Source organism: Parabacteroides sp. AM58-2XD (assembly GCF_003463685.1).
Taxonomy (GTDB): domain Bacteria; phylum Bacteroidota; class Bacteroidia; order Bacteroidales; family Tannerellaceae; genus Parabacteroides; species Parabacteroides segnis.
This window is the reverse complement of sequence record NZ_QSDP01000086.1, coordinates 1-21,040: the sequence shown is the minus strand read 5'-3', so window position 1 is coordinate 21,040 and position 21,040 is coordinate 1. Positions and strand designations below refer to the sequence as shown.

General features: G+C 40.7%; 18 protein-coding genes and 1 pseudogene. 3 read left to right on the top strand and 16 right to left on the bottom strand.

The features are described from left to right. Window positions 1-10: 10 nt before the first annotated feature. The 14 genes and pseudogenes from DXA15_RS26905 to DXA15_RS18345 all read right to left on the bottom strand — a co-directional run bounded on the left by DXA15_RS26905 (window position 11) and on the right by DXA15_RS18345 (window position 16,583). The gene (locus DXA15_RS26905; protein ID WP_233567418.1) at window positions 11-274 is read right to left on the bottom strand and encodes a hypothetical protein; all 264 of its coding nucleotides are present in this window, start codon (window positions 272-274) and stop codon (window positions 11-13) included. Beyond that, complete coding sequence (locus DXA15_RS18410; RefSeq protein WP_233567417.1) at window positions 271-1,170, bottom strand: hypothetical protein; 900 nt, start codon at window positions 1,168-1,170, stop codon at window positions 271-273. The genes DXA15_RS26905 and DXA15_RS18410 overlap by 4 nt, the downstream gene beginning before the upstream one ends. Before the next feature lie 11 nt (window positions 1,171-1,181). Next, a complete protein-coding gene (locus tag DXA15_RS18405; protein ID WP_128134992.1) occupies window positions 1,182-2,294 on the bottom strand; it encodes a fimbrillin family protein in 1,113 nt (370 codons plus the stop codon). Window positions 2,295-2,322: 28 nt separating this feature from the next. Continuing rightward, a complete protein-coding gene (locus DXA15_RS26900; protein WP_233567416.1) occupies window positions 2,323-4,644 on the bottom strand; it encodes a fimbrillin family protein in 2,322 nt (773 codons plus the stop codon). A 10-nt stretch (window positions 4,645-4,654) separates the two neighbouring features. After that, on the bottom strand, window positions 4,655-5,605 hold the full coding sequence (locus tag DXA15_RS18390) for a fimbrillin family protein (protein WP_128134999.1): 951 nt from the start codon (window positions 5,603-5,605) through the stop codon (window positions 4,655-4,657). Between the two features lie 48 nt (window positions 5,606-5,653). Then, a complete protein-coding gene (locus tag DXA15_RS18385; RefSeq protein ID WP_233567415.1) occupies window positions 5,654-6,592 on the bottom strand; it encodes a DUF5119 domain-containing protein in 939 nt (312 codons plus the stop codon). A 104-nt stretch (window positions 6,593-6,696) separates the two neighbouring features. Further along, entirely contained in the window at window positions 6,697-7,698 is a 1,002-nt protein-coding gene (locus DXA15_RS26895) for a hypothetical protein (RefSeq protein WP_233567414.1), read from the bottom strand. Between the two features lie 469 nt (window positions 7,699-8,167). Continuing rightward, window positions 8,168-9,088: a site-specific integrase gene (locus DXA15_RS18375; protein WP_128134991.1), complete on the bottom strand. Its 921-nt coding sequence runs from the start codon at window positions 9,086-9,088 to the stop codon at window positions 8,168-8,170. A gap of 861 nt (window positions 9,089-9,949) precedes the next feature. After that, on the bottom strand, window positions 9,950-10,603 hold the full coding sequence (locus DXA15_RS18370; RefSeq protein ID WP_233567413.1) for a radical SAM protein: 654 nt from the start codon (window positions 10,601-10,603) through the stop codon (window positions 9,950-9,952). Continuing rightward, entirely contained in the window at window positions 10,593-11,945 is a 1,353-nt protein-coding gene (gene hxsB / locus DXA15_RS18365; RefSeq protein ID WP_233567412.1) for a His-Xaa-Ser system radical SAM maturase HxsB, read from the bottom strand. Before hxsB ends, DXA15_RS18370 begins: the two co-directional genes overlap by 11 nt. Window positions 11,946-12,086: 141 nt before the next feature. Next, complete coding sequence (gene hxsD / locus DXA15_RS18360) at window positions 12,087-12,434, bottom strand: His-Xaa-Ser system protein HxsD (protein WP_128134989.1); 348 nt, start codon at window positions 12,432-12,434, stop codon at window positions 12,087-12,089. Window positions 12,435-12,443: 9 nt separating this feature from the next. Continuing rightward, a complete protein-coding gene (locus DXA15_RS18355) occupies window positions 12,444-13,304 on the bottom strand; it encodes a peptidoglycan-binding protein (RefSeq protein ID WP_128134988.1) in 861 nt (286 codons plus the stop codon). A 277-nt stretch (window positions 13,305-13,581) separates the two neighbouring features. Then, window positions 13,582-15,128: pseudogene (locus DXA15_RS18350) on the bottom strand (ATP-binding protein). 189 nt (window positions 15,129-15,317) lie between these two features. Continuing rightward, a complete protein-coding gene (locus tag DXA15_RS18345) occupies window positions 15,318-16,583 on the bottom strand; it encodes an ATP-binding protein (RefSeq protein ID WP_128134987.1) in 1,266 nt (421 codons plus the stop codon). 224 nt (window positions 16,584-16,807) lie between these two features. Here DXA15_RS18345 and DXA15_RS18340 point away from each other — a divergent pair, with 224 nt between their 5' ends. The 3 genes from DXA15_RS18340 to DXA15_RS18330 are packed head-to-tail and all read left to right on the top strand — an operon-like array spanning window position 16,808 to window position 18,790. Then, complete coding sequence (locus DXA15_RS18340; protein WP_128134986.1) at window positions 16,808-17,506, top strand: zinc ribbon domain-containing protein; 699 nt, start codon at window positions 16,808-16,810, stop codon at window positions 17,504-17,506. A gap of 2 nt (window positions 17,507-17,508) precedes the next feature. Continuing rightward, window positions 17,509-17,958: a GyrI-like domain-containing protein gene (locus tag DXA15_RS18335; RefSeq protein WP_128134985.1), complete on the top strand. Its 450-nt coding sequence runs from the start codon at window positions 17,509-17,511 to the stop codon at window positions 17,956-17,958. Between the two features lie 4 nt (window positions 17,959-17,962). Next, a complete protein-coding gene (locus tag DXA15_RS18330) occupies window positions 17,963-18,790 on the top strand; it encodes a zinc finger domain-containing protein (protein WP_128134984.1) in 828 nt (275 codons plus the stop codon). 62 nt (window positions 18,791-18,852) lie between these two features. Here the strand turns inward: DXA15_RS18330 and rsgA are convergent, their stop codons facing one another. Then, entirely contained in the window at window positions 18,853-19,908 is a 1,056-nt protein-coding gene (gene rsgA / locus DXA15_RS18325; protein WP_128134983.1) for a ribosome small subunit-dependent GTPase A, read from the bottom strand. Beyond that, window positions 19,905-20,684, bottom strand: coding sequence for a class I SAM-dependent methyltransferase (locus DXA15_RS18320; RefSeq protein WP_128134982.1), 780 nt, complete (start codon window positions 20,682-20,684; stop codon window positions 19,905-19,907). Before DXA15_RS18320 ends, rsgA begins: the two co-directional genes overlap by 4 nt. Window positions 20,685-21,040: the final 356 nt, after the last annotated feature.

The window sequence follows — 21,040 nt, the reverse complement described above, 5'->3', positions numbered from 1 at the left end:
ATATCCGCAATTATTGACCACCGCCAACTTCCCCATCAGTCCACACAATTTCTTTCCAGCTTGCCACAACAAACGAAGTTCCTATTCCTTCATTGATATCCGGGTCAGGATAGGGTTCGTCCGGAGCTCCTACATTCGCATCTGTAAAGAAGATTGTCTCCTTCCAATCCAGTACTGTCATGAACAGGGAGCTTTCGTTGTTCTTCATCTCCAGGGTGAAAACATATCGTTTACCTTCATCGAAAGATATATTTTTATCGATCGTTGCTTTCAACGTCGCCGTTTTATCATCCCTCTGTACTTCGATCTCCACATCAAAAGGTTCCGTATTTTAGGAAGAAGTATTCCTTTTGTCTTGTTCAAACCCAGATTATCGGCATCAGGCTCCACGGGTTCAAATTCTTCCGAAGCAAATACCACTTCCGTTTTATCTCCGGCTTCGCCACCGGTGCATGGAATACCGGTATCTTCACCTACTATAAGAGCTGCACCGGACGAGGATATTTTACTTATGGTCAACCCGGTTGCATACAGTCGGGTGAAAGGGATCACATTCTCTTTGGATGGAGCTACATTGAATACTACTAATGCACATTTACGACTGAAAGTCGCCAAAGTTACCAGACGCGAACTTGCCGATATAGTTACGCCACGGACAAAAGATGTCATTACATCCTCTTTATGAGGAATATCTGTTATCTTATACGTCCCATCAACACTTTTTGTCAGTTTCCTTGCCGGAGAAACAGCATAAAAATCATACACTCCTCCCCTGACAACCATGCCTTCGGCTTTGCCATCGACCGGTTTTCCCGTATCGTCTACCGAACAAAGTGCCAACAAACCGTCGGCCATGACCTTATAGGTAGCTTCAACGGTGGGAGTCGTCGTAGAAAACGGAACGGGAGAAGCCTCTACCCCTATGCTACTCCTGTAATAAGCAACAATCCGTATAGTTGAACCTTCCGGCAACGGAGTCGGAGCCGGCACTTCTGTGTCTTCTGCACGCGTCAGCACAGCGGGTATCCCCAGGTCGGGTTTAACGAATCCGACCTCTACCAACCGGGCTTCCTCCGGTACAATATCTTCTACCATACCGCAGGCACATCCTGTAAGCAGTCCGGCCAACAAGAGTTCTGGCAAAAATAATCGTGTCAACATCCGTTTCATTTTCTCATTTATTATTCGACAGGAATATCCACTGAACCGCCATCGTTCCAACCGGCCACTTTCACATCTGCTATCTCGATCCCTTGCGGCGACATACGGATATTATAGATGTAGTTGTATCCTTTTTCCCAACTGGCGGTAAATGTTCCGAGAACGTCACTGTCGGCTCCCGGAACCATATTAAACGTACGACCGTCATCGAGTGTCAGCTCCAGAGAGATACCTACATTGCTGACAGGAATAACCAGACCAAAAGCCTGTACCGGGACTTCCGACGCTACGTCTGTACTGGTTCCTACCACGCGTTTATCACCTCCAGCCGTAAATTGCAGCAGATCGACAGGCGTTATTGTTCCGGTTGTTTCACCCGTTACCAGACTCAATTGGGCGGCAGCAGACTTTTTGAATCCTCCGTTACTTTTCAATACGATTTTAGCCACCCGACAACCGGCAAAAGAAGAACCTGCATTAACTTCCAGTACACGGAAACTCACTTTTGCCAATGCATGATTCATCGTCAAAGAAACCTCCGGATGCCAACGATCTACCTGATCCGCAGCCGTGCAATAAAGGTAATCCTCCTGGTCGGTTTCCCATTGCACATCCGTTGCTGCATCTACCGTTGCGTTACCGTCAGAAAAGTAGAACTTCTGCTCGTCCAACACCTTTACACCATTCATTAAAAGAGCTTTCGGAATGCCTGCGAGCGAAACACTCTTTTCTGCCGGAGCATAGCCATAAACTGTCCCTTTCTCCGAATACAAAAGAAGCGTTTCCTCTCCTTCTGCCAGTTCCCAGAGAGGAGGACTCCCTGCCGGATTGTATACGAACTGCTGGCTACCGACAGCGTTGTTGTATAAAATCTCCGTACCACTACTATTCTGTTTCGTCACGCAAATGCCTATCCCGGTCAGCGGGTTCGGGTTCCTATTCGTTTCCCCGGGGCCGCCCGTTACGACACTTCTCGACTCTACCTCCATCCACATGCCCAGATTCTTCACTCGAAAAGGAACACCCTCTTCCGGATCGTCGCCACCAGACCCCGGCAAAACGATCTCTGCCTCTGTACACGCAGTACACAGTAACAAAAACACAGGTACTAATCGGTATAAGAATGGTTTCATGGGATTTGTCTTTTTTATTATTAATGTATTACAATGAAATATCCGGTTGTTCGTCTTCCACCCAGTCTTCCACAGTTACATCCATCACTGTCAACTTATTACGGCCGGCAGAGAACGTATCGATGCAGTTGGAACCCGCCGTCCATTCATGAGCCGGCAGAGTAACCGTATATTCGACAGGCGTATTACCACCCTCCTGGAGGGTTATCACTACATCGATTTCATTATCGCCAAAACCAGCTATCGGATAGACGATTGCACTGACTTTTTTAGATACGGCCTGTCCGGTCGTAGTTTTATCTCCGATAAATACTTTGTCGCTTTGTTCTCCCTCCTTGATCTGCTTCATCAGGACGTAATTCGTAATTGTACGGCTAAGTGCTCCGGTGGTTGAATTATCGCTTATTGCGCCATCTGCCAACGCCATCTTGCCGGTTCCGGTTTTAAAAAGATTGGAGCTGTTTTGATGGTTCTTGATTTCAAACTTCGTAAAATTCACATCATTATCACTCAAGTTGCCACCATCGTACACACGGAAAGATACCATCGCCATGGCATGCTTCATGGCCAGGTTGATCAGGTAGCCGGGGTTATTCGCATCGGTATTATTCGGGCCACTCTCCGGATCGAAAGGTATCTGCCCTTTGGCACGGCCGTTGTTTACATTCCGGCCACCCTCCGTCCCATCAAAATACAGGTAGTCTTTTTCGGTTGTTAAAGACAGGCTTACCCCCTTGTTTTTGTTAACTGACCATGAAGTGGCATTCCAGATTTTATTCGCATTATTTGCCGAAGCATCCATCTCTCCGCTAGCAATAACTGTGATCGGGATTTTAAGATCGGATTCATTGCTTATACTTAGCAGGCTACTCAGTGCATTTACATCATACGGATAATAAGCATATACCTTACCTACCGTTTCTTTCAGATAATAAGGCTTTTCATTCTTGGGGTCATAGCTAAGACCTTTCTCGGTAATCGAAATCCAGTTCTCACCTTTTGCATCTCCCATATACCATACATGAGGGCCGGTATAGCCGGAACTCGATGCATCGGAAGAATACCAGTCAGTTGCATCCGAGTTGGTCACCACTACTCCCAGACCGGGAGCTGTGTTATAATCCGTATAGGTAATCGCGCTGCCGCTCACCACCGATTTCGTTGCCGTCCTCGTTCCGGCTTCCACTTTCAGGTTCGGGTTGATACCCAGTGCCACCTGGCCGTCACCGCCACCCGGTTCCGGCTCTATTCCTGTCTCTGTTTCCGAGCAGCTTACCGCTGTCACAAGGGCTATCAGCATGACCCACTTTGTCGTGATCGTTTTCATTTTCATTCGTTTTAAAAGTTTTATTTCCTGTTTATTCATTCGTATTTTATCATATCGGCATCTCCCTTGTTCATCCTCCATCCACGCTTCCACACTGACATGCGTGGTTTGTATGTTGGCTGCTCCGGAGAAAAAGAGCGAGACGATATGGCTTTTACCGGTTTGAAAACCGCCCTCTATCCGGATGAAAACATCGGAGAGGGTTTCTTTCTGGTTGCCATTGCCGTCTTTCGTTGTCGTAATCCGAAGATGGAGCAGATGAGCCGCTGTCCCGTCCACCGGGAATGCCGGAAGAAGGAGACAGCCTTGTGCCTCAGGAGGCGATCCGTCGGACGCTACCTGAGGGATTAGCAGACCGGCAATATCCTGCACCGGGAGGGTCTTTATATCTTCCGCCACGGATATATCCGTCAGACGGGGCGTTTCCGCTGACAAATCCAGTTCCTGAAGGGTATGTACATCTGCCGCTTCGATCGTTTGTATCGTTCCCCATGCATCGGCTCGGTCACTATAACAGACCAAGCGGACCTGAGTCAGCAAATGACGGAACGTACAGGTCGTCACCGGAACATAGCCGTTTCCCTCGAGGATTCCCGTTGCCATGATATCCGTCGTTCCGTCTATGCAGAAGGTTACTTTGCCCGTTCCTGCATCGGTTGTCGGCTCCCCCTTCGCCGGATAATAACCGTGCAGGCGGATATGACGGTCATCCGCCGGGTACGACTGCGACTGGGCAAATACAATCGGGCGGTTCCCCCTTCCACCCTGACGCACAGCCTCGTGTACAGCCCACCCACTGTATGCACCCATTGAAACCGCCGATTCATCCTGACGGGCAAAGCTAACCTTCAGATCCTGTTCATAGCCCGAGCCGATTATCCCGCGCGTCGACGCTCCGATCGCACCTTCCAGGCAAACTACCGTTTCCGGAAGCGGAGGCGGTATAGGATTGCTGTCCGAACAGGCGGCAAGGTCCCAAAGGATGGCGATGGATATGAATGCTGCTACTATGAAGTTGTTCATGACTCTATGGTTATTCTCGGGGGGTTACTATTGTACTGCCGCCGTTTCCCGGCAGCCACGGGGCGATACCGGATTCTACCGCTATTTTACCGTCCTCCGTAAAGGTGAGCGTGATCAGATGCGGATAGCCTGCTTTCACTCCTTCACCGATATTCGAGACTGTGACATTCAGGGTTTTCGCATTCCCATCATATGTTCCTTTCACTTCCAGAGAGACAGGCAGACTCTCCGTTCCCATATTGGCCGTCGGGTAAAGCAGCAGATAACCGGTTGGCGGAGTTTCGGCATCTAAAGCAGAGATCATAGAAGGACAGTTCTTAACTGTCAGTGTCTGGTCGGCCGTACCCGTGACCGTTAGTTTAGCTCCGCTTGTTTTATCCAGCGATAGCTTCAATCCCGTGGCTACATTTTTTACTTTAATGGAAGCGACCGCCGTCCATCTGCTGATCGCACCAGCTGAACCAACACACTTGAACTGCAACTGGGTTAGCAGGTGGCTGAAAGTAAAAGTCTCGAACTTATCGACCAGCGAACCGGTCTGCACACCTGTCACCATGATGTCCTCGTCGCCCGTTATAGTGTAAGTGACGCTGGTGGGGTTGACGGTTCCGCTCGGTTCCTTGCGGGGATAATAACCAATCAGGACAGACTCTCTCTCTTCCGCCAGATAGATTTGTTCCGGCTCAAAAGTCAGCGCCATATTACCCGTACCACCTGTACGGACTGCGTCGATAGAGGTCCACGCAGCACCCGTTGCACCGGGGTTATCCAAACGGGCAAACGATACTTCCAGGTCATTCGTATAACCACCGCCGATCACCGCACGGGTAGCCTCAGCTATTCCGGCATTCACCTCTATTACTTTAGCCGCTCCATCCGTCACCGGCTCTTCCATGTCGGTGCAACCTCCTACCAGAATAGCCACCGACAGACTCATAATAAATAATTTCCATCTTTCCATATTATACCAGTGTTTTATCGTTATTATTACTATCGTTTTCATTTCGTTTCAAGGAGTAACCACACCCGAACCGCCGTTACCCAGTTTCCACTCCTTCAGCGTGATCGTCAAACCGGACATTTCATCATAGCGGACAACCAGATCCAGTATCACATGTGTCGTAATTCCGACAGCGAATGCCTCTTTCACCTCATTCGTTATATCCGTGGATGAAGTGATTTCCTTTCCGTCTGCCAGTGTCATCGTTAGGATCAGGTCGACCATTTCACAGCTTTCCTCACCCGAAGACAATCCAAACAGGTTCAAGGTTGATGTATAAATGCCAGGTCCGGTCTCTTCCGGCTCGAACGTCATAAAGGCCCGCGTATCGAATAGCGGCTTGCCGGAAGGTATATGAACCCGTGACGAAACACCGGTCAACCTTCCCGACAAGACCGCCGGAACGACATCATCCTGATCCCTTCCTGTGACTTTTATATTCATTTCCAATGTACGTACAAGATTCACCACAGACAATTCCTTTGCCACGACTTCTCTGCCACCCACCTCGATCAGGTCTAAACCCGCCCCGTAAAGGTTACCTGGGCAGGCTATCTGCACCGATGAAGATTTCAGGGAAGAAAGCCGCTGAGCCCTTCCGCAGGCTTCCTTATAACCCTTCTCCATTTCAAGCGTGCCCCCCGTACACCCCCTGTTACAGACAGCTACCCGGTAACAACCCGAAGGCAACGTACCTTCATACCCCGAAACGTCCCCCGTACGGATAATCGGACTATCCAAACCTTCCGGATAGAAATACCACGTCGTATTCTCCGGGCAACCACTGTCAGGGCGACGAAGCAGTAAACGTACTTTTCCGTTCTTCTCCCAATCCTCGTCCGTCATACGGTATGCGCAGGATAAGACCGCCACAATCCATACGGCATATATCATCCAACCCACCAGTTGCTTTATACGATATTTCTTATTTCTTTTATTCCTTTCCATCTTCCTATCTGATTTGAAAACGGTACGACAAACTGATCCGAAGTCCCAGCATAAATCCCGTCGAGGCAAAACGGGTTTCCAAATAATTCCGGTCATCCGGCGCGTCATAACGGTATTTCTTCCCATCGAAGACCGAACGGTAACCGGCACGTACACTCAGCCCCATCCCCAAACCTCCGGCCAGGGAGAAACGATACCCCATCGACAGGCCCGCCGACCAGATATACAGGGTTTTGTTCCATAGACATTTCTTCTATCCTTACAGACCCGGTTAGCTGTCTTTTACCTCCTTTCTCCTTCTGTTCTTTAATTTCTGCTTGTAATCCGGTTTCTGCAGAAGCAACCGTTTTTCCGATTGTCTCTTTATGCTTTGTTACCCTCCGCACTGTTTCCCTGGTTGTTACAGTGGTGGCTAAAGCAACGTCCTGTTCTTCTTTCCATTTACTATAGCGTACTGTATCCGTCACCGATGCCAGCCGGTAATCTTCCAATTCCGTACGGTCGAAAAGAGGATCGTCGATACGATAGACTTCGCGGTCGTAACCACCAGCTTCTCCACGACGGTACAAATCCACATAAGGGATTGCGCCGTACTCACCGATAGCTGCCTTTACGGCTATCGGATAACGGCTCTCACTGTAATAGATCGAGGTGTTGGCAAACCACGGAAGCGGACGGTATACATTATATATATGTATCTGATCGCGATAGCTGCCGCTACGGTCGATGTAAAAAGCGACACAATCATGAGGGATATCGAAACGGTTTTTCAGATAGACACGGATACGACTGGCACGCAGCGAAGCTTCGTTCACCACTGCATCCTCTTCATAGCCATAAGCATCCACATGTGAAACGATCAAGAGGTGGCTGTCTCCTTTCAGCAGACGGTTGCGGGAGGCATCCAGAAGTTGCCCCATACGCTCTAATTGGTAAGCGTTATCGCCGTAATCAGCCAGGAACAGGTCGCAGTTTTCTTTGAAAGAGAATAAAAAAGATTCCGCCTTATGATAGGTCGTTGTCTGCGCAGTCACTTCCCGCCAAACCAGGCTGAAAAATAACAACAGGCAGAACGCTTTTCTTTGTGATCCTTTTATCCTATACATAATATTATATCAATACCAGTCTTTGATTTTCCGATTTACTTCTAAGGTGCCCCCTTATTTATATAATAAGGGGAAAAGATAAAAAGCACCTCGGTTTTGAGGGGGATTTAATGAATTTTGCCCCTGGGATATTTTGGATTGATGTCTTATTTCAATATTTTGTGGAGTAAAAACATGTAAAAATGAGAACAGTTTTTTTCAAACGGATATTAATAAGACAGCAGTCTTCACCCGCCTTATGTCTTATTCTTTGAAAATTATGATTTAAAGGTCACAAGCAGGGAACTGGGTTAATTAATACAAATTCTATATGTTTTTTTTAGGATTTTACCCAAAAGCTTTGTTTTTCCATAAGATTCTTCCTATGTTTGCAGAGCATTCAAACTCTTTTGCGAAATCCACAAGTTGTAAAGGCTTGGATATGAAACAAAAAGAGAGGAAATTACCTTATTATATAAATAAGGATAATTTATGCAGCCATCAGTTCCTTCACACCTTCAGAAACCCTTTTATTTGCTTCTCCTACCTTACCTGCATCAAAAGCAGACAAGTAAATGCGTGTCATTTTCTCGGAAGAATGCCCCAGGGCTTGGCTGATGATAGCGATCGGTATCCCCAGATGATAAGCCGCAGATGCCCAGCTATGGCGAAAAACATAGGTCGTCAACTTTGCAGATAAACCCAATAAGACCTGCACATCTGCCAGATATTGATTTTCCTGTGCCAGACATTGTTTATACTGTTCATGCGTAGCTCCCTCCTGTAACACAGGAAAAAGATATTTGGAATCCGCCCGCCTGTAACGATTAATCAGTAACTGCATAGGCTCCGAAACTTCCATCTCGATCAGTGCACCTGTTTTTTGCCGGCGATACGACAACACTTTTCCTTCTTCAACCAGGTTCTCCCCTCCTAGACGAACGATATCCGCAAAAGGCATACCGCAAGCCAAAAAAGAAAACAGGGCCATATCCACCGCCAGCTTTTTCTCCGGTTCTTCTTCCAGATCAAGTGCAGCCATCTGCTTAATCACTTCCACCGGAACCGCCCGTTTAACAGTCTCCTCCCGTTGCAACTGCATCCCCTCGAACGGCCGTTCCTCAGGTCGCCCTTTCCACCCCCGGCAAGCACGGTTGTACATCGCCCGTAGATTACTAATATAACTATTCACCGAATTCACACGCAATTTCTTTCCCTTCAAGTACAAGAAAAACTCCTGCACAACATCCTGCGTCACATCTCCCAGCAACCCGTTCTTTCCTCTCTCACGAATGAATGCTGCAAAATGATTTCGGGTAGCACGATACAAATCGGCCGTGCTTTCATCCCCATTACTACGCTTCTGCTTTTCCTGCTCAAGCATCAGCCTGCAAAAATCTTTATTTCTCATAACTTATTCCTTCTTTATCGTTATTAATCAAAAAGATAAAGATAAACATTCAGGGCTTGCAGATTGTTCGATTTTCGCTGTTTTAGCTAACGGCACTATCTCTAAAAAAGCATGTTTCAGAAAGAAAAGTCCTATTCCCACCCTCATTTCCGACCTTCATTCCTACCCTTACACAGATTCATCACAATGATTCTTCCCAATCATCACAATACCTTGTGGAAGTCATCACAATGACTCCATGCACTTATCACAATGAACTGGACTAATCATTACAATGAAATTTTTAACATTACAAAATATTAGGAAATTTACTTCGTGATTATCGCATAAAACGGGGTAATACACCTTTCAGAAAGCTGGAAGGTATTTCCGGACAGTTTATTTTCTTGTAACAGATTGCTGCTGGTTTTGTCCTATCTCTGTCATCTACTCTAAAACATTGCAATGATTGTATTTGCAACTATCTAAATGTCAGCACCAAAAAGAAAATTCCCTCAATCCGTCATTATTAAACTTCGGATTGAGGGGATAAATGCTTTTGAACTGTCCTTTACCTTTATATATAGCAAAGAAAGAGTATATGAATTAACAGAATGTCAAAAGGATATAAATTCTAATTCTGATTCTTCAAACAATAGATAAGAAATTCTCTATACTAAATTAGTATAGGTTTGATATTAGGGCTTTGCATCTTTGATGTTGAAAAAAGGCCGCAGCACTCATTTTTCTTTGAACAAGTTGAGCATGTATCTATATAAGTTACTTTCCAATCGGAAATAGATTTCTTTGCAAATTTGTATAGTGATGGCTTTAGTAAGCAGAGTGGTATGTTAAAAATAGAAACATCCAGGTTCCACTCTGCTAAATTATGACTGCTTTTTCAATCTCCACCAAATAATCAATCGGATCAATCCAAATTTTATTATGATTTTTAATAGAATATCCTGTATCTTCCAATCCCATAAATGATATAGATGCGACGAATGGTAAATTTCTCCAAATAAATTCAGACAGTTGTGGGAGTCTTCGATAATTCATTTTATTGATAACAACTCGTAGTTCTATATCTGCTCCAATATTTGCAAGGTTGTATAACCCCTTCATTGTTTCTATATATGAATCTTTTACTTGAGTTATCGCATCATGTTCTATCGAAAAATCTGAATGCAATGGAATACCAAACAAAAGATTAGAAAATTCAACAAACATTCTAGTATATTGAATATCCGAGAATGCTCTTCCATTAGTCAGTATATGTATCAAACTATCTGGATAACGAAGTTCTATGTATTTAATTAGATGTACTAATTTTTCTTGTAGTAAAGTAGGTTCCCCACCAGTGATTCCAATATCTGTTAGACCATTAGGAGCATTATCTATAAGTCTTATATTCCTTTCAAAAAAGAAATCTATATCATCCCTATTCAATGGCGGCTGTGCGCACATTAAACACCTGTTGTTACATTGAGAAGTAACAAATAATGAGTTGTCGTTGGAATTTATATCAAAATCCATTTTCATTTTTATTAATCCATTGTTTGAATATCGGCATAACCCTATCATACTCATTCTGAATCAAATAAAACAGATAGGTGATAATAGTTTTATGCTTTTTACAAAATGAGGAAGTAGGACGAAAGCCATACATATCATTTTGGGTAGAATAATTTCGTACTGGGTCAGCACCACAATAAGATTGAAAAGCACAATCAGCACATCCTGCAATAAACTCAGTTCCCGCGATTAAGGCTATTTGTTGAGCTTTTTTTCCATAAAATAGATTTTCATACTTATCTGTAACATGTCCTAGCCTGAATGTATAATCATGATACTCTGCTAACATCCTTGATTCGTCAGATGCATAGACATAACCATCATAATTATAAACAACAACACTATTTATTATACCAGCAGGAGATTGCAAATCAACAAATCCAGTTGTAAAGGGAGTAAGCATCTTACGCAATAATATAGCCGTAAACTCTTCTACAAAAAAGTCTCCTCGGATATTGATATCAATAATATAGTTTAATGCCAATTTATAAAAGGTTACAAAATTCTCAAAATACAAATCCCAACTTGTATTATTTAGAGCTAAGCCATAAGGATTTAGAGGACGAAGAAATATACTATTAAAACCATTTGATAAATAATTATCGATAATTTCTTTAGGATAATTTAATGACAACTCCGATGTGGTCATTAATGCAGAGACTCTATCTGTTCCTAAATAATTTCTAGCTTTACTTATGCCTTCTATTACACGCTTATAGCTATCAGTTTTTCCTCTGTTGTGATTGTGTATAAAGGCTGGACCATCCAAAGATGTTGAAATAAGAATATTATACTCTTTGCACAGGCATAATATTTCTTCCGTTAAATTTACAGAGTTTGTACATAGAACATATGTTATCTGCTTTTTGTACTTTTCATTTAATTCTACTGCTCTTTCTACAGCCTTTTGTAGTAGAAGAAAAGGTAAAGAAGGTTCACCTCCTTGAAATTCCATTGTGATAGAGTGTGATGGACTTTGAAACATTAAGTCTATGGCTTTAAATAGACACTCTTCACTCATATCATATTTAGTCTCACTACTCTCTTTACTAGATGCTTGACAATAAATACAATTTTGATTACATCTCAAGGTCAAAACAAAAATATGTAATGATGTGAATGAATCGAGAAAGGCTTTTTTAGTCCTCAGCCTTGTCGCCATATTATCTATTAATTCAGGTATGGGGTGTTCTGATATAAAAAAGTTAACAATTAAGTCTTTGTATATATCTTCTTGTTTATTGAGTTGACGATTGATTATTCTTTCAACAGTACCTATTGGAGCAAATATAAAATTCCCCAACTCATTGACTAGTAATTCTTGTTCTCCAATTTTTTCAAATTGAAATGGTAATAAACAATAGCGAATTTTTCATTCTAATACTATATTAAAATGTTCTCCAATTTTTTCAAATTGAAATGGTAATAAACAATAGCGAATTTTTCATTCTAATACTATATTAAAATCCTCAAAATCATCATTGTTAGCGAAAGCTTTTACATATAAGATGTTACGAATGTCTTTAGTTTCATGTATAATCAAATCTCTATTTTTGTAATCTATTAAGTCTTGATTGAACTTACTAGTTAGCTGTTCAAACGTGTAAGAAGTTTTTACAGAGGATTTGGGTTCAAGAGTTATTTCGTATATACTGTCACTTACTTTATCCCAGTAAATAATAAAGGAGTCTGCGTACCAATACAACGCTTTTGTTATTACACATTCACTAAAGATATTTGTGTCAATTGTAAAACAAAACTTATTTTCAGATTTTACTTCAGCTTTAACCATAATCGATAATTATTTTTTCAAAAAATAAACAGTTTGAGTTTCTACAATGCCATCTGCATCTATTCCTATTGCTTTTTGAAAGTTAATTACAGCTTTTTCAGTTTCTTCATCAAAGATAGAATTTCCTTTTATTAGATTTCCTGATAAATATCCTTTGTCTATTAGAATATTCTTGAGTTGTGTCACATCGTATCCCTGCATCTGTTTTTTAAGTACGCGATCCCCTAAATTGTATTTACGAGAGTTTACATTTACAGTTTCATCATTTATTTGTTCTATACGCTTATTAATTGTTTCAATTGTTTTTTTACCAACAATACCGTCTACAACCTGATTATGATCATTCTGAAACTTTTTGATTGCATTTTCCAAATTGGTAGAATATACGACATCCCCTGAATAATTTTTTTCTATATCGGATTCTGTAATGTATCTTATTTTAAGTAATTTATTCGCTAACTCAGCTACATCCTTACCCGAAACACCACTAACAAGGGTTCTTTCTCCCAGTGAGTAAGTTGTTTTTGAATAAGTAGTTGTATTGGTTTTATATGTTGAAGAACTAGAACTTGAAGAAGAAGAACCGCCATAACTTCCATAACTACTTGATCTATGTGAAGAATGAGATCTATGTGAAGAATGTGAACGGTGACTTCTATGCCCTGCAATTAGATATGAATTATCATTATGAATTTTAAGTACATATTTTTGGGAAAGATCATTTTTCTTTCCTTGCTCAATATTATCATTATTATCTTTACTTATTTTAGAAAGATCATAAGATATAGCATTAGCATCATTGGATGAAACTAAGGATGCAATAGATGTCAAAAAAATACCTTTCAAAAGTTTCTCAAATTTCGATTTCATGGCTGTATAGCAATTAATATTTATGGTAACAAATATACTATATAATAATTGAAAATTAAAAGTTCATGAATAACATTTTTTCAATTTATACATTTTACAATTTAATCGTATCATTACATGTAAAGAATTAGTATCATCGCTTCGACTTGTACTTGCTCTTCCTACTCAACGAGAACAACATTCTTCTCCTGAAATGTTAAAGAGCACCAAGTATTTTCATTGACAAAAAGTAATGCTAGTATCCACTAGAAATTGATTTCAACTATATTATTAATCATTACTCTACTTTCCACTCCTCTATATTGCGAGTCTTTGCACTAAAATTCACTCCTATCTTGATTAATTTACGGGGATCGGAAGCAAAAGGAAGTGCATAGCCTTTTTCATTGATCTGGCGTAAAGCCTCGTCTGCTGTTCCATTCAATTTGAATTCCATCAAGTAAATAAAACGATCCGTTTGCAAAACCCAATCAATACGGCCTTCCGAAGTATGGTATTCTGCTTTTACATAGAAACCAATCAATTTGAACACAATAAACAGGACATTCTGATAGTGTAACTCCAAATCACGAACCAACTCATAAGGAGTATCGGCAAAAAAACTTTGCAGATGGCAGAAGAAGGAATCATAATCGCCGGAACGTATCTCACGAACAAACTTCTGAATATGGAAAGAAGAATCTACTTTATCCGTATTGGCATAGAAAGGAAGCAGATATTTCATAAAGCCCTCCTCCACTTCACGATTAGGAAATCCCAGACGATAAATACCAAATTCACGATCATATCCTTTGATTGTCAAATATCCACTCTGATAAATCACAGGTATTGGATTAACAGATGTGGAGTCAATGCTATTCAAAACATCGGCATCCGTTTCCGTATGCGCCATGTTATACAAGTCATAATGAGAGTGTTTTAACAATTTTACCAGATAGGTTGGTGTACCTGTTTCAAACCAGTAGCTACCAAACTGCAAATACTTAAAGGTATTAAGCAAACTGAGAGGATTATACATACTGGGACCATTCGGCACAAAATGATAACCGTCATAACATCCTTTTAATTCTGCATAGACTTCTTCATTTGTTAAAGAAAGAGATGAGGCAAGAGCTTTAATATCTTCATCAAAATATTCGTGCAATTCCTCTTCTGTAATACCACAAATAGAAGCAAAAGGTCCTTTCATCGAAATATCGTCTAAATTATTCAGATCGCTGAACACACTCACTTTCCCAAACTTAGTTACCCCTGTTAAGAAAGCAAATTTGATATCCCCGTCCATACTCTTCATCACACCATAAAAAGCTTTCAAAGTATCACGATATATCTCTTGTAGTCCATCATTATCCAATGCCTGCAACATCGGCTTATCGTATTCGTCAATCAAGATACAACACGTTGACCGGTCTGCTTAGCAGCCCTGCGGATCACTCCCTTAAAGCGAAGCGAAAGTGTTGTTTCATCTTTTCCACGGCCATAAAGTTCTTCCCACTGCGTCAACTGATTACTTAACAAAGCATCCAAACGTTCGGGACTATCGAATTTTTCAGCATTCAAATCTAAGTGAAGTACAGGATATTCCAACCAATCTTTTTCCAGCTTTTCGATAGCTAAGCCTTCAAATAACTCCTTTTTCCCCAGAAAATAAGCTTCCAAAGTAGAAATAAGCAAGCTTTTCCCAAAACGGCGTGGACGACTCAAAAAATAATAGCGGCCCGTTTTCACTAATTGATAAATCAGTTCTGTTTTGTCAACATAGATATATCCGTCCTGACGAAGACTTTCAAAATTCTGTATACCGATAGGATAAAGCTTTGCCATAATTCATCTGATTGAAATAATACCTTTTACGCAAAGTACACAATAAAGATCGGCATTTACAAAAAAAGAATAGGTTAATTAGAGGTATTCAAATCTGATATATGAAAATTCCTATACAAATTGAGTTGACTCAAATTAGGTATGATGTCCTTAAAGATTTCTTCGCAGAGCATCATACTTTTCTTGTTATTACATACTTAACAACCATTTCCATATCGGAAGGACTTCAATTGTTTTTCCGCTCATTTCTATCGTTCGTTCCGTATCGCGGGTAATAATCAATAGTTTCTTACATTCCAAAACTTCGGTAATTTTTAGCAAGGCTTTTATTTCCCGGTCAAATGTTCCATCGCTATTGTCGAGATTGTAACAAACCTGAATCACAGTGTAATCGTCGGGAATATAGAAGTCAACCTCAATACCTTGATTATAGAAATAAACAGCATCATTTCGCCCGTATTTACGCAGTAGATTTACGGCCACCATATTCTCCAATAAAAAAGTATTCCCATCCAATAAAAAAAGATTCAGAATGCCGTTATCTGTAAAATAATACTTGGGTGAAGTTTCCTTATCGACCAATTTACCCGCTATATTCTGGATAGGATTAATAAGCCACGCATCTCTAGCGTATTCCATGTAGTTAATGACTGTTTGCGTTCCTACCTTTGCCCCAGTTGACGATACAATATTTGCTATCCGGGTAAATGACAAAGGCTGCTTGACACTTTCAGCCAATTTCTTGAACATGATACGTAAAGCGAATGTGTTATCTATCGTATGACGGGCTGCAATATCCCCCAAATAGATTTTTTGGTAAACACTGGTCAAGTAATCTCGTTTAACCAATAACTCAGCTCCTTCCGGGAATCCGCCAAAATAGAAATAGTCATTGAATTTTCGTAATACTTCGGCTTTGCCTTCCGTAGACAGCAGATGATTGGTAGTAGCAGGAACATTGTTTGCCGTCAAAAACTCTTTAAAAGAGTACGGATAAACATCAATAGGAATATAACGTCCACCTAAAGTTGTCTGAATATCTTGACTTAACATTTTGGCATTGCTTCCAGTAATATAAACCCGATGTTTGGTATCAGCCATACGACGGGCAAATTTTTCCCATCCAGAAACGTTTTGTACTTCGTCCAAAAACAGGATAGGTTTCTTTCCATACATTTCTAAATGAACCTCCAACAACAGATTTAAATCTTCTGCTTTCATTCCGGTAAGACGTTCATCTTCAAAATTGATATAAAGCATTTCATCCCATTGTACACCTTGTGCTAGTAGTTGCTGCATCCGTTGATATAACAAGTAAGACTTTCCCGCTCGCCGAATACCCACAAAAACATAGTTTCCAAACTCCTCGAAAGTAAAATTTCGAGGAATCACCTTATATTTGGGGACTTCCACTTGATTGTCGGCGATAACCGTTTTCAAAATATTTTTGTCCATATCTTCCTGTTTTCATTCTAGTCACAATACAAAGATAGTCTATTTTTGTTTTATACACAAAACAAAAATTCATATTTATCGTTTTACCGACAGAATAAAACTTATCCTATTCCAAAGTAGGCATCTCTAAAAAAGAAACTAATTCACAATAAGATAGCAACACTGGACAACCTTTCCGGATATATCTTCTCTATATTTGCATGATATAATTCGAATAGTTAATTATGGAGTTGGAAATAGAAAAGAGATACTGCCAAAGTTGCGGAATGCCATTAGATATAAATCAGGAAGAACTTCTTGGGACTAACGGCGACCAAACGAAATGTGATGAATATTGTGTCTACTGTTATCAAAATGGGCAATATACAGTGGATTATTCAATGAAAAAAGTAATTGATGTATGGGTTGAGAATACTGATCTTTTCAATAATCATGTCCATACCCAATATACACCGAATGAACTTCGAACTGTTCTTAACAAAAGATTACCCACCCTTAAACGATGGAAGCAAAAGATTGACACTGAAAATATTTATAATGAAATAATAAATCGGATAAAGGTTTATATCAACAGCCATTTGTTTGATATGCTCAATACCGAACAATTATCCAAAATTGCCGGACTATCAAAGTTCCATTTCCTGCGTATATTTAAAGAGTACACCGGCGAAAGCATAGGAGTTTATATCCAGCGTATACGTTTAGAATATATCGCACATCTACTTTTGACAGCAAACCTTTCTCTGAACAACATCGTGCTGCAAACTAACTATCAAACCAAACATAGCCTATCCAAAGCGTTTAAGAAACGCTTTGGGCTGTCTCCATCAGATTATAAACAGCAATACAAACAAAAGTCCTATAATGAATCACCCATACTTTCAGAAAAAAATCACCTCAAATTAAGAATATTAGTAGTTTAAGTATGATTTATAGAACCATTGATAATACGTGTTCTACGATGAAAGCCTATAAGGATATATGGAAAGAACTACTATCTTTTGCAGAAAGCAATATTACAAAAAGTCCTGAAAACAGATTTATAAGCGTGAGTATGGATGACCCGCTTATTACAGTTTATAACAATTGCCGCTTTCTTATCGGACTTACTGTTAATCAAAAAGTGAAGGCAAAAGGCAAATTCGGAATGATGGAAATACCTGCCGGACATTATGCGGTATTCAAATATGAAGGCGATTATTCCTCTTTACCCGATTTATATAGATACATTTACTTAACATGGCTTCCACAGAGTGAATATCGACAGAAAAACACATTAAGTTTCGAGTTATATATTAAGACTCCGATAGAAGAAGACTATAATAACTTATTGACAGAAATATATATTCCTATTGAAAAAACAACAAAGAAATAATACCATGAAAGAATTACCGGAAAATCAAACATTAGCGAAACAGATCGATGTTACCTTAAAAGGTAGAATTATCACAGAAGTATTCAATGCCACAAAATATCATAAGAATACATTCTATTATGGCGATCCCCTCACTTATGGCAAACTACTTACCGGAAAAGAAATCAAATCTTCCGAAAGTTTTGGTATGTATGTAGATATAATATTGGATAAAGACACAAAAATCAGTTTCGGAGATGGAACAAACCTGAAATACGGTACAATATCGGACAAAATGCCGGATAATTATCAACTATTGCTTACACTTGATGATAATACCTATCTTGCTTTTACCGTAGGTATGTTTGGAGTGATAGCTGCATATACCGGAATATATGACGAAGTATATTACAAAAAAAGCGCAGAAAGCATCTCTCCGCTAAATAGCGAATTCAATGATTCTTATTTTGAGAAGCTATTTGTTGGTTTAAAGCCTAAATTATCGGTTAAAATGCTGTTGGCTGCAAAACAACGCATTCCCGGTTTGGGGAACGGAGTATTGCAAGACATACTGTTCAACGCAAAAGTCAATCCTAAAAGAGAAATAAGTTCATTGACAGATACTGATAAATCAGCCTTATTGCAATCGATCAAAACGACCTTAAAAACTATGGTTCTTCAAGGCGGAAGAGATACCGAAACAGACCTGTTCGGCAAACATGGAAACTATAAAACCATTTTGTCCAGAAATACATTGAATAATCCATGTCCAAGATGTGGTAATTCTATTATTAAAGATACATCTAACGGCGGCGGAGCCGTTTACTACTGTCCTACTTGCCAAAAAATATAAAATATGGATACAAATATAATACAGTGCAGGAATCCGAAGATACCTGCACCATAAATATAAAATCAGGAATCAGCCTTGCGCCTCTTCACCTCTTCCACGAGCTTTGTAAAGGATTTTTCCTTTTTACGTTTTTCATGCTCGGAAGCGGAGAAATGCCAGGCTTCACGCTTTAGTTTCAGATAGCTTTCATACACTTTGATATCTAGCGAACCTTCAGCGACTGCTTCCAGAACAGCACAGCCGGGTTCGTTGGTATGTGTGCAATCCTTGAAACGGCACGATTCTGCATAGTTGGAGATTTCCAGCATTTCGGCTAGTGAATCGGGATTATCTACAGTCAATCCAAACTCACGGATACCCGGAGTGTCGATTAAAACACCTGAACCGTCCATCAAAACCATTTCCCGCCGGGTGGAAGTATGCCGTCCTTTTCCGGTGGACTGGCTTATATCCGACGTCAGCAGCACCGACCTTTCACAAAGTGCATTAACAAGAGAACTCTTCCCTACCCCCGAAGAACCAACAAAGACAACCGTTTCGCCTTCCGATATGGAATCCCGTAACCGGGAGACCGTTTCAGGGTGATGGATACTTGTGAAGAACACCGGCATCCTACGGGTAAGGTGCCTGATTGCTTCCTCTGTCTCCTGTTTATCAAAAGGCAAATCAGCCTTATTGAGTATCAATACGGGATGGATGTTTTCTTCCAAGATCTGAACCATGAAACGTTCCACCCTGCGTATATTGAAATTATCATCGAGGCTCTGCACGATAAACGCCTTGTCAACATACGAAACAATTGCCTGTTTTCCGGCTACCGTTCCATTTCTCTTGCGGTATAAAGTCCGTTCACGAGGTAACATACCGACGATAATGCCTTTGCTATCGTCGAATGGTTGAAACAATACCCAGTCGCCTGTACAGGGCAGTTCAAAGTCAGATTTCCCATACATCATATTTCCCGTCAACTCGCATTGGTACAGTCCGCTATCGGATATAACCTCGTAACAGGTACGATGCACGATGGCTATCCGTCCGTGAGACAATGTATTATATGCCGATTCTTGTTTTAGTTGGTTCAACCGGTCATTCCAACCATACATATTTAAACGAATCATAGCGTTATCTTTTTAGCGATATAAAATACATAGCCGTAGAACTCTTTATACTTGTGGTATAACTCCTCTTCGTGATGTGACATCGCGACAAGTTCTTCGGCAGTTTTATTTCCCGGATATTTGGCCAGAAACTTTTCCCGGGCTTTAACCAACGGTGCAAAATAATGCTCTGTCCAGCAAGTTTCAGGTAAAATAAAAGAAGCGACAGGAAGATACCCAGCCTTTTGTATCAGGGCAACCTGATTGGGTATCGTATCTATTTGCGGATAAGCTTCCATCCAGAAATCATGAATCTCTGCCGGACGTTCTTCAGTAAACCAGGCGCTTTCAGAAACAGCGATATATCCTCCTGTTTTCAGATATTTGCGCCATTCGTTCAGTCCGCGTTCAAAGCCTATATTATAAATGGCTCCTTCCGACCAGATCAGGTCTAACTCTCCCTCTCCGAAAGGAAGGTTGTCCATCGAACCGACGATTCCCTTCACTCTATCCTGGAGATTCAGCCCTCTGGCATTACTGTTGAACCTGTCGATGAATCCCGGAAAAAAGTCAAGACCGGTAATATGTCCCGGTGCATGCTGTGCCAATACCATTGTCTGGCCGCCTGTACCACAACCCAAATCGGCGATAAGGGATTGGTCGGTAAGGTTGTCTATAAAGCCCAATGCTTGAAGAGTCACTTCTGGACTTCCGGGCCCCTGACGTTCTGTATTTAAAAAGTATTCGCAGATTAAATTAAAATCGAATTCGTGAATTGTTTTATTTTCGTTACTCATTTCTTTATATATATAGTATACCCGTGAAAGCATAACAATGCCGTCATCATTGTACACTGATTAAAATTGAATTAATACAATAAGAATTATGCCCGGATAGAATTACCCGAGAATAAACGAAAGGACAACCTGTACAAGGAATACAGATTGTTTACTACACCAAATCCGATTTAAATAGTTTGTTTAACATGCGGCAAAGATACATAATATTTTACTGGGAAGCATGTTTTGCTTATTTTTTATCCATTAATACTTCGTTAAATTTATAACTAATCCGTTGAGAACAAATAAGTTAATTGATAAAATTTAGTACAATAAAATAGGTCAAGTGGCTGATTTTCATTACCTTTAATGGT

Coding starts and splice junctions, on each gene's coding strand:
- DXA15_RS18410 (WP_233567417.1), bottom strand. CDS start 1,170: ATGAAACGGATGTTGACACGATTATTTTTGCCAGAACTCTTGTTGGCC.
- DXA15_RS18405 (WP_128134992.1), bottom strand. CDS start 2,294: ATGAAACCATTCTTATACCGATTAGTACCTGTGTTTTTGTTACTGTGT.
- DXA15_RS26900 (WP_233567416.1), bottom strand. CDS start 4,644: ATGAACAACTTCATAGTAGCAGCATTCATATCCATCGCCATCCTTTGG.
- DXA15_RS18390 (WP_128134999.1), bottom strand. CDS start 5,605: ATGGAAAGATGGAAATTATTTATTATGAGTCTGTCGGTGGCTATTCTG.
- DXA15_RS18385 (WP_233567415.1), bottom strand. CDS start 6,592: ATGGAAAGGAATAAAAGAAATAAGAAATATCGTATAAAGCAACTGGTG.
- DXA15_RS26895 (WP_233567414.1), bottom strand. CDS start 7,698: ATGTATAGGATAAAAGGATCACAAAGAAAAGCGTTCTGCCTGTTGTTA.
- DXA15_RS18375 (WP_128134991.1), bottom strand. CDS start 9,088: ATGAGAAATAAAGATTTTTGCAGGCTGATGCTTGAGCAGGAAAAGCAG.
- DXA15_RS18370 (WP_233567413.1), bottom strand. CDS start 10,603: ATGGATTTTGATATAAATTCCAACGACAACTCATTATTTGTTACTTCT.
- hxsD (WP_128134989.1), bottom strand. CDS start 12,434: ATGGTTAAAGCTGAAGTAAAATCTGAAAATAAGTTTTGTTTTACAATT.
- DXA15_RS18355 (WP_128134988.1), bottom strand. CDS start 13,304: ATGAAATCGAAATTTGAGAAACTTTTGAAAGGTATTTTTTTGACATCT.
- DXA15_RS18345 (WP_128134987.1), bottom strand. CDS start 16,583: ATGGACAAAAATATTTTGAAAACGGTTATCGCCGACAATCAAGTGGAA.
- DXA15_RS18340 (WP_128134986.1), top strand. CDS start 16,808: ATGGAGTTGGAAATAGAAAAGAGATACTGCCAAAGTTGCGGAATGCCA.
- DXA15_RS18335 (WP_128134985.1), top strand. CDS start 17,509: ATGATTTATAGAACCATTGATAATACGTGTTCTACGATGAAAGCCTAT.
- DXA15_RS18330 (WP_128134984.1), top strand. CDS start 17,963: ATGAAAGAATTACCGGAAAATCAAACATTAGCGAAACAGATCGATGTT.
- rsgA (WP_128134983.1), bottom strand. CDS start 19,908: ATGATTCGTTTAAATATGTATGGTTGGAATGACCGGTTGAACCAACTA.
- DXA15_RS18320 (WP_128134982.1), bottom strand. CDS start 20,684: ATGAGTAACGAAAATAAAACAATTCACGAATTCGATTTTAATTTAATC.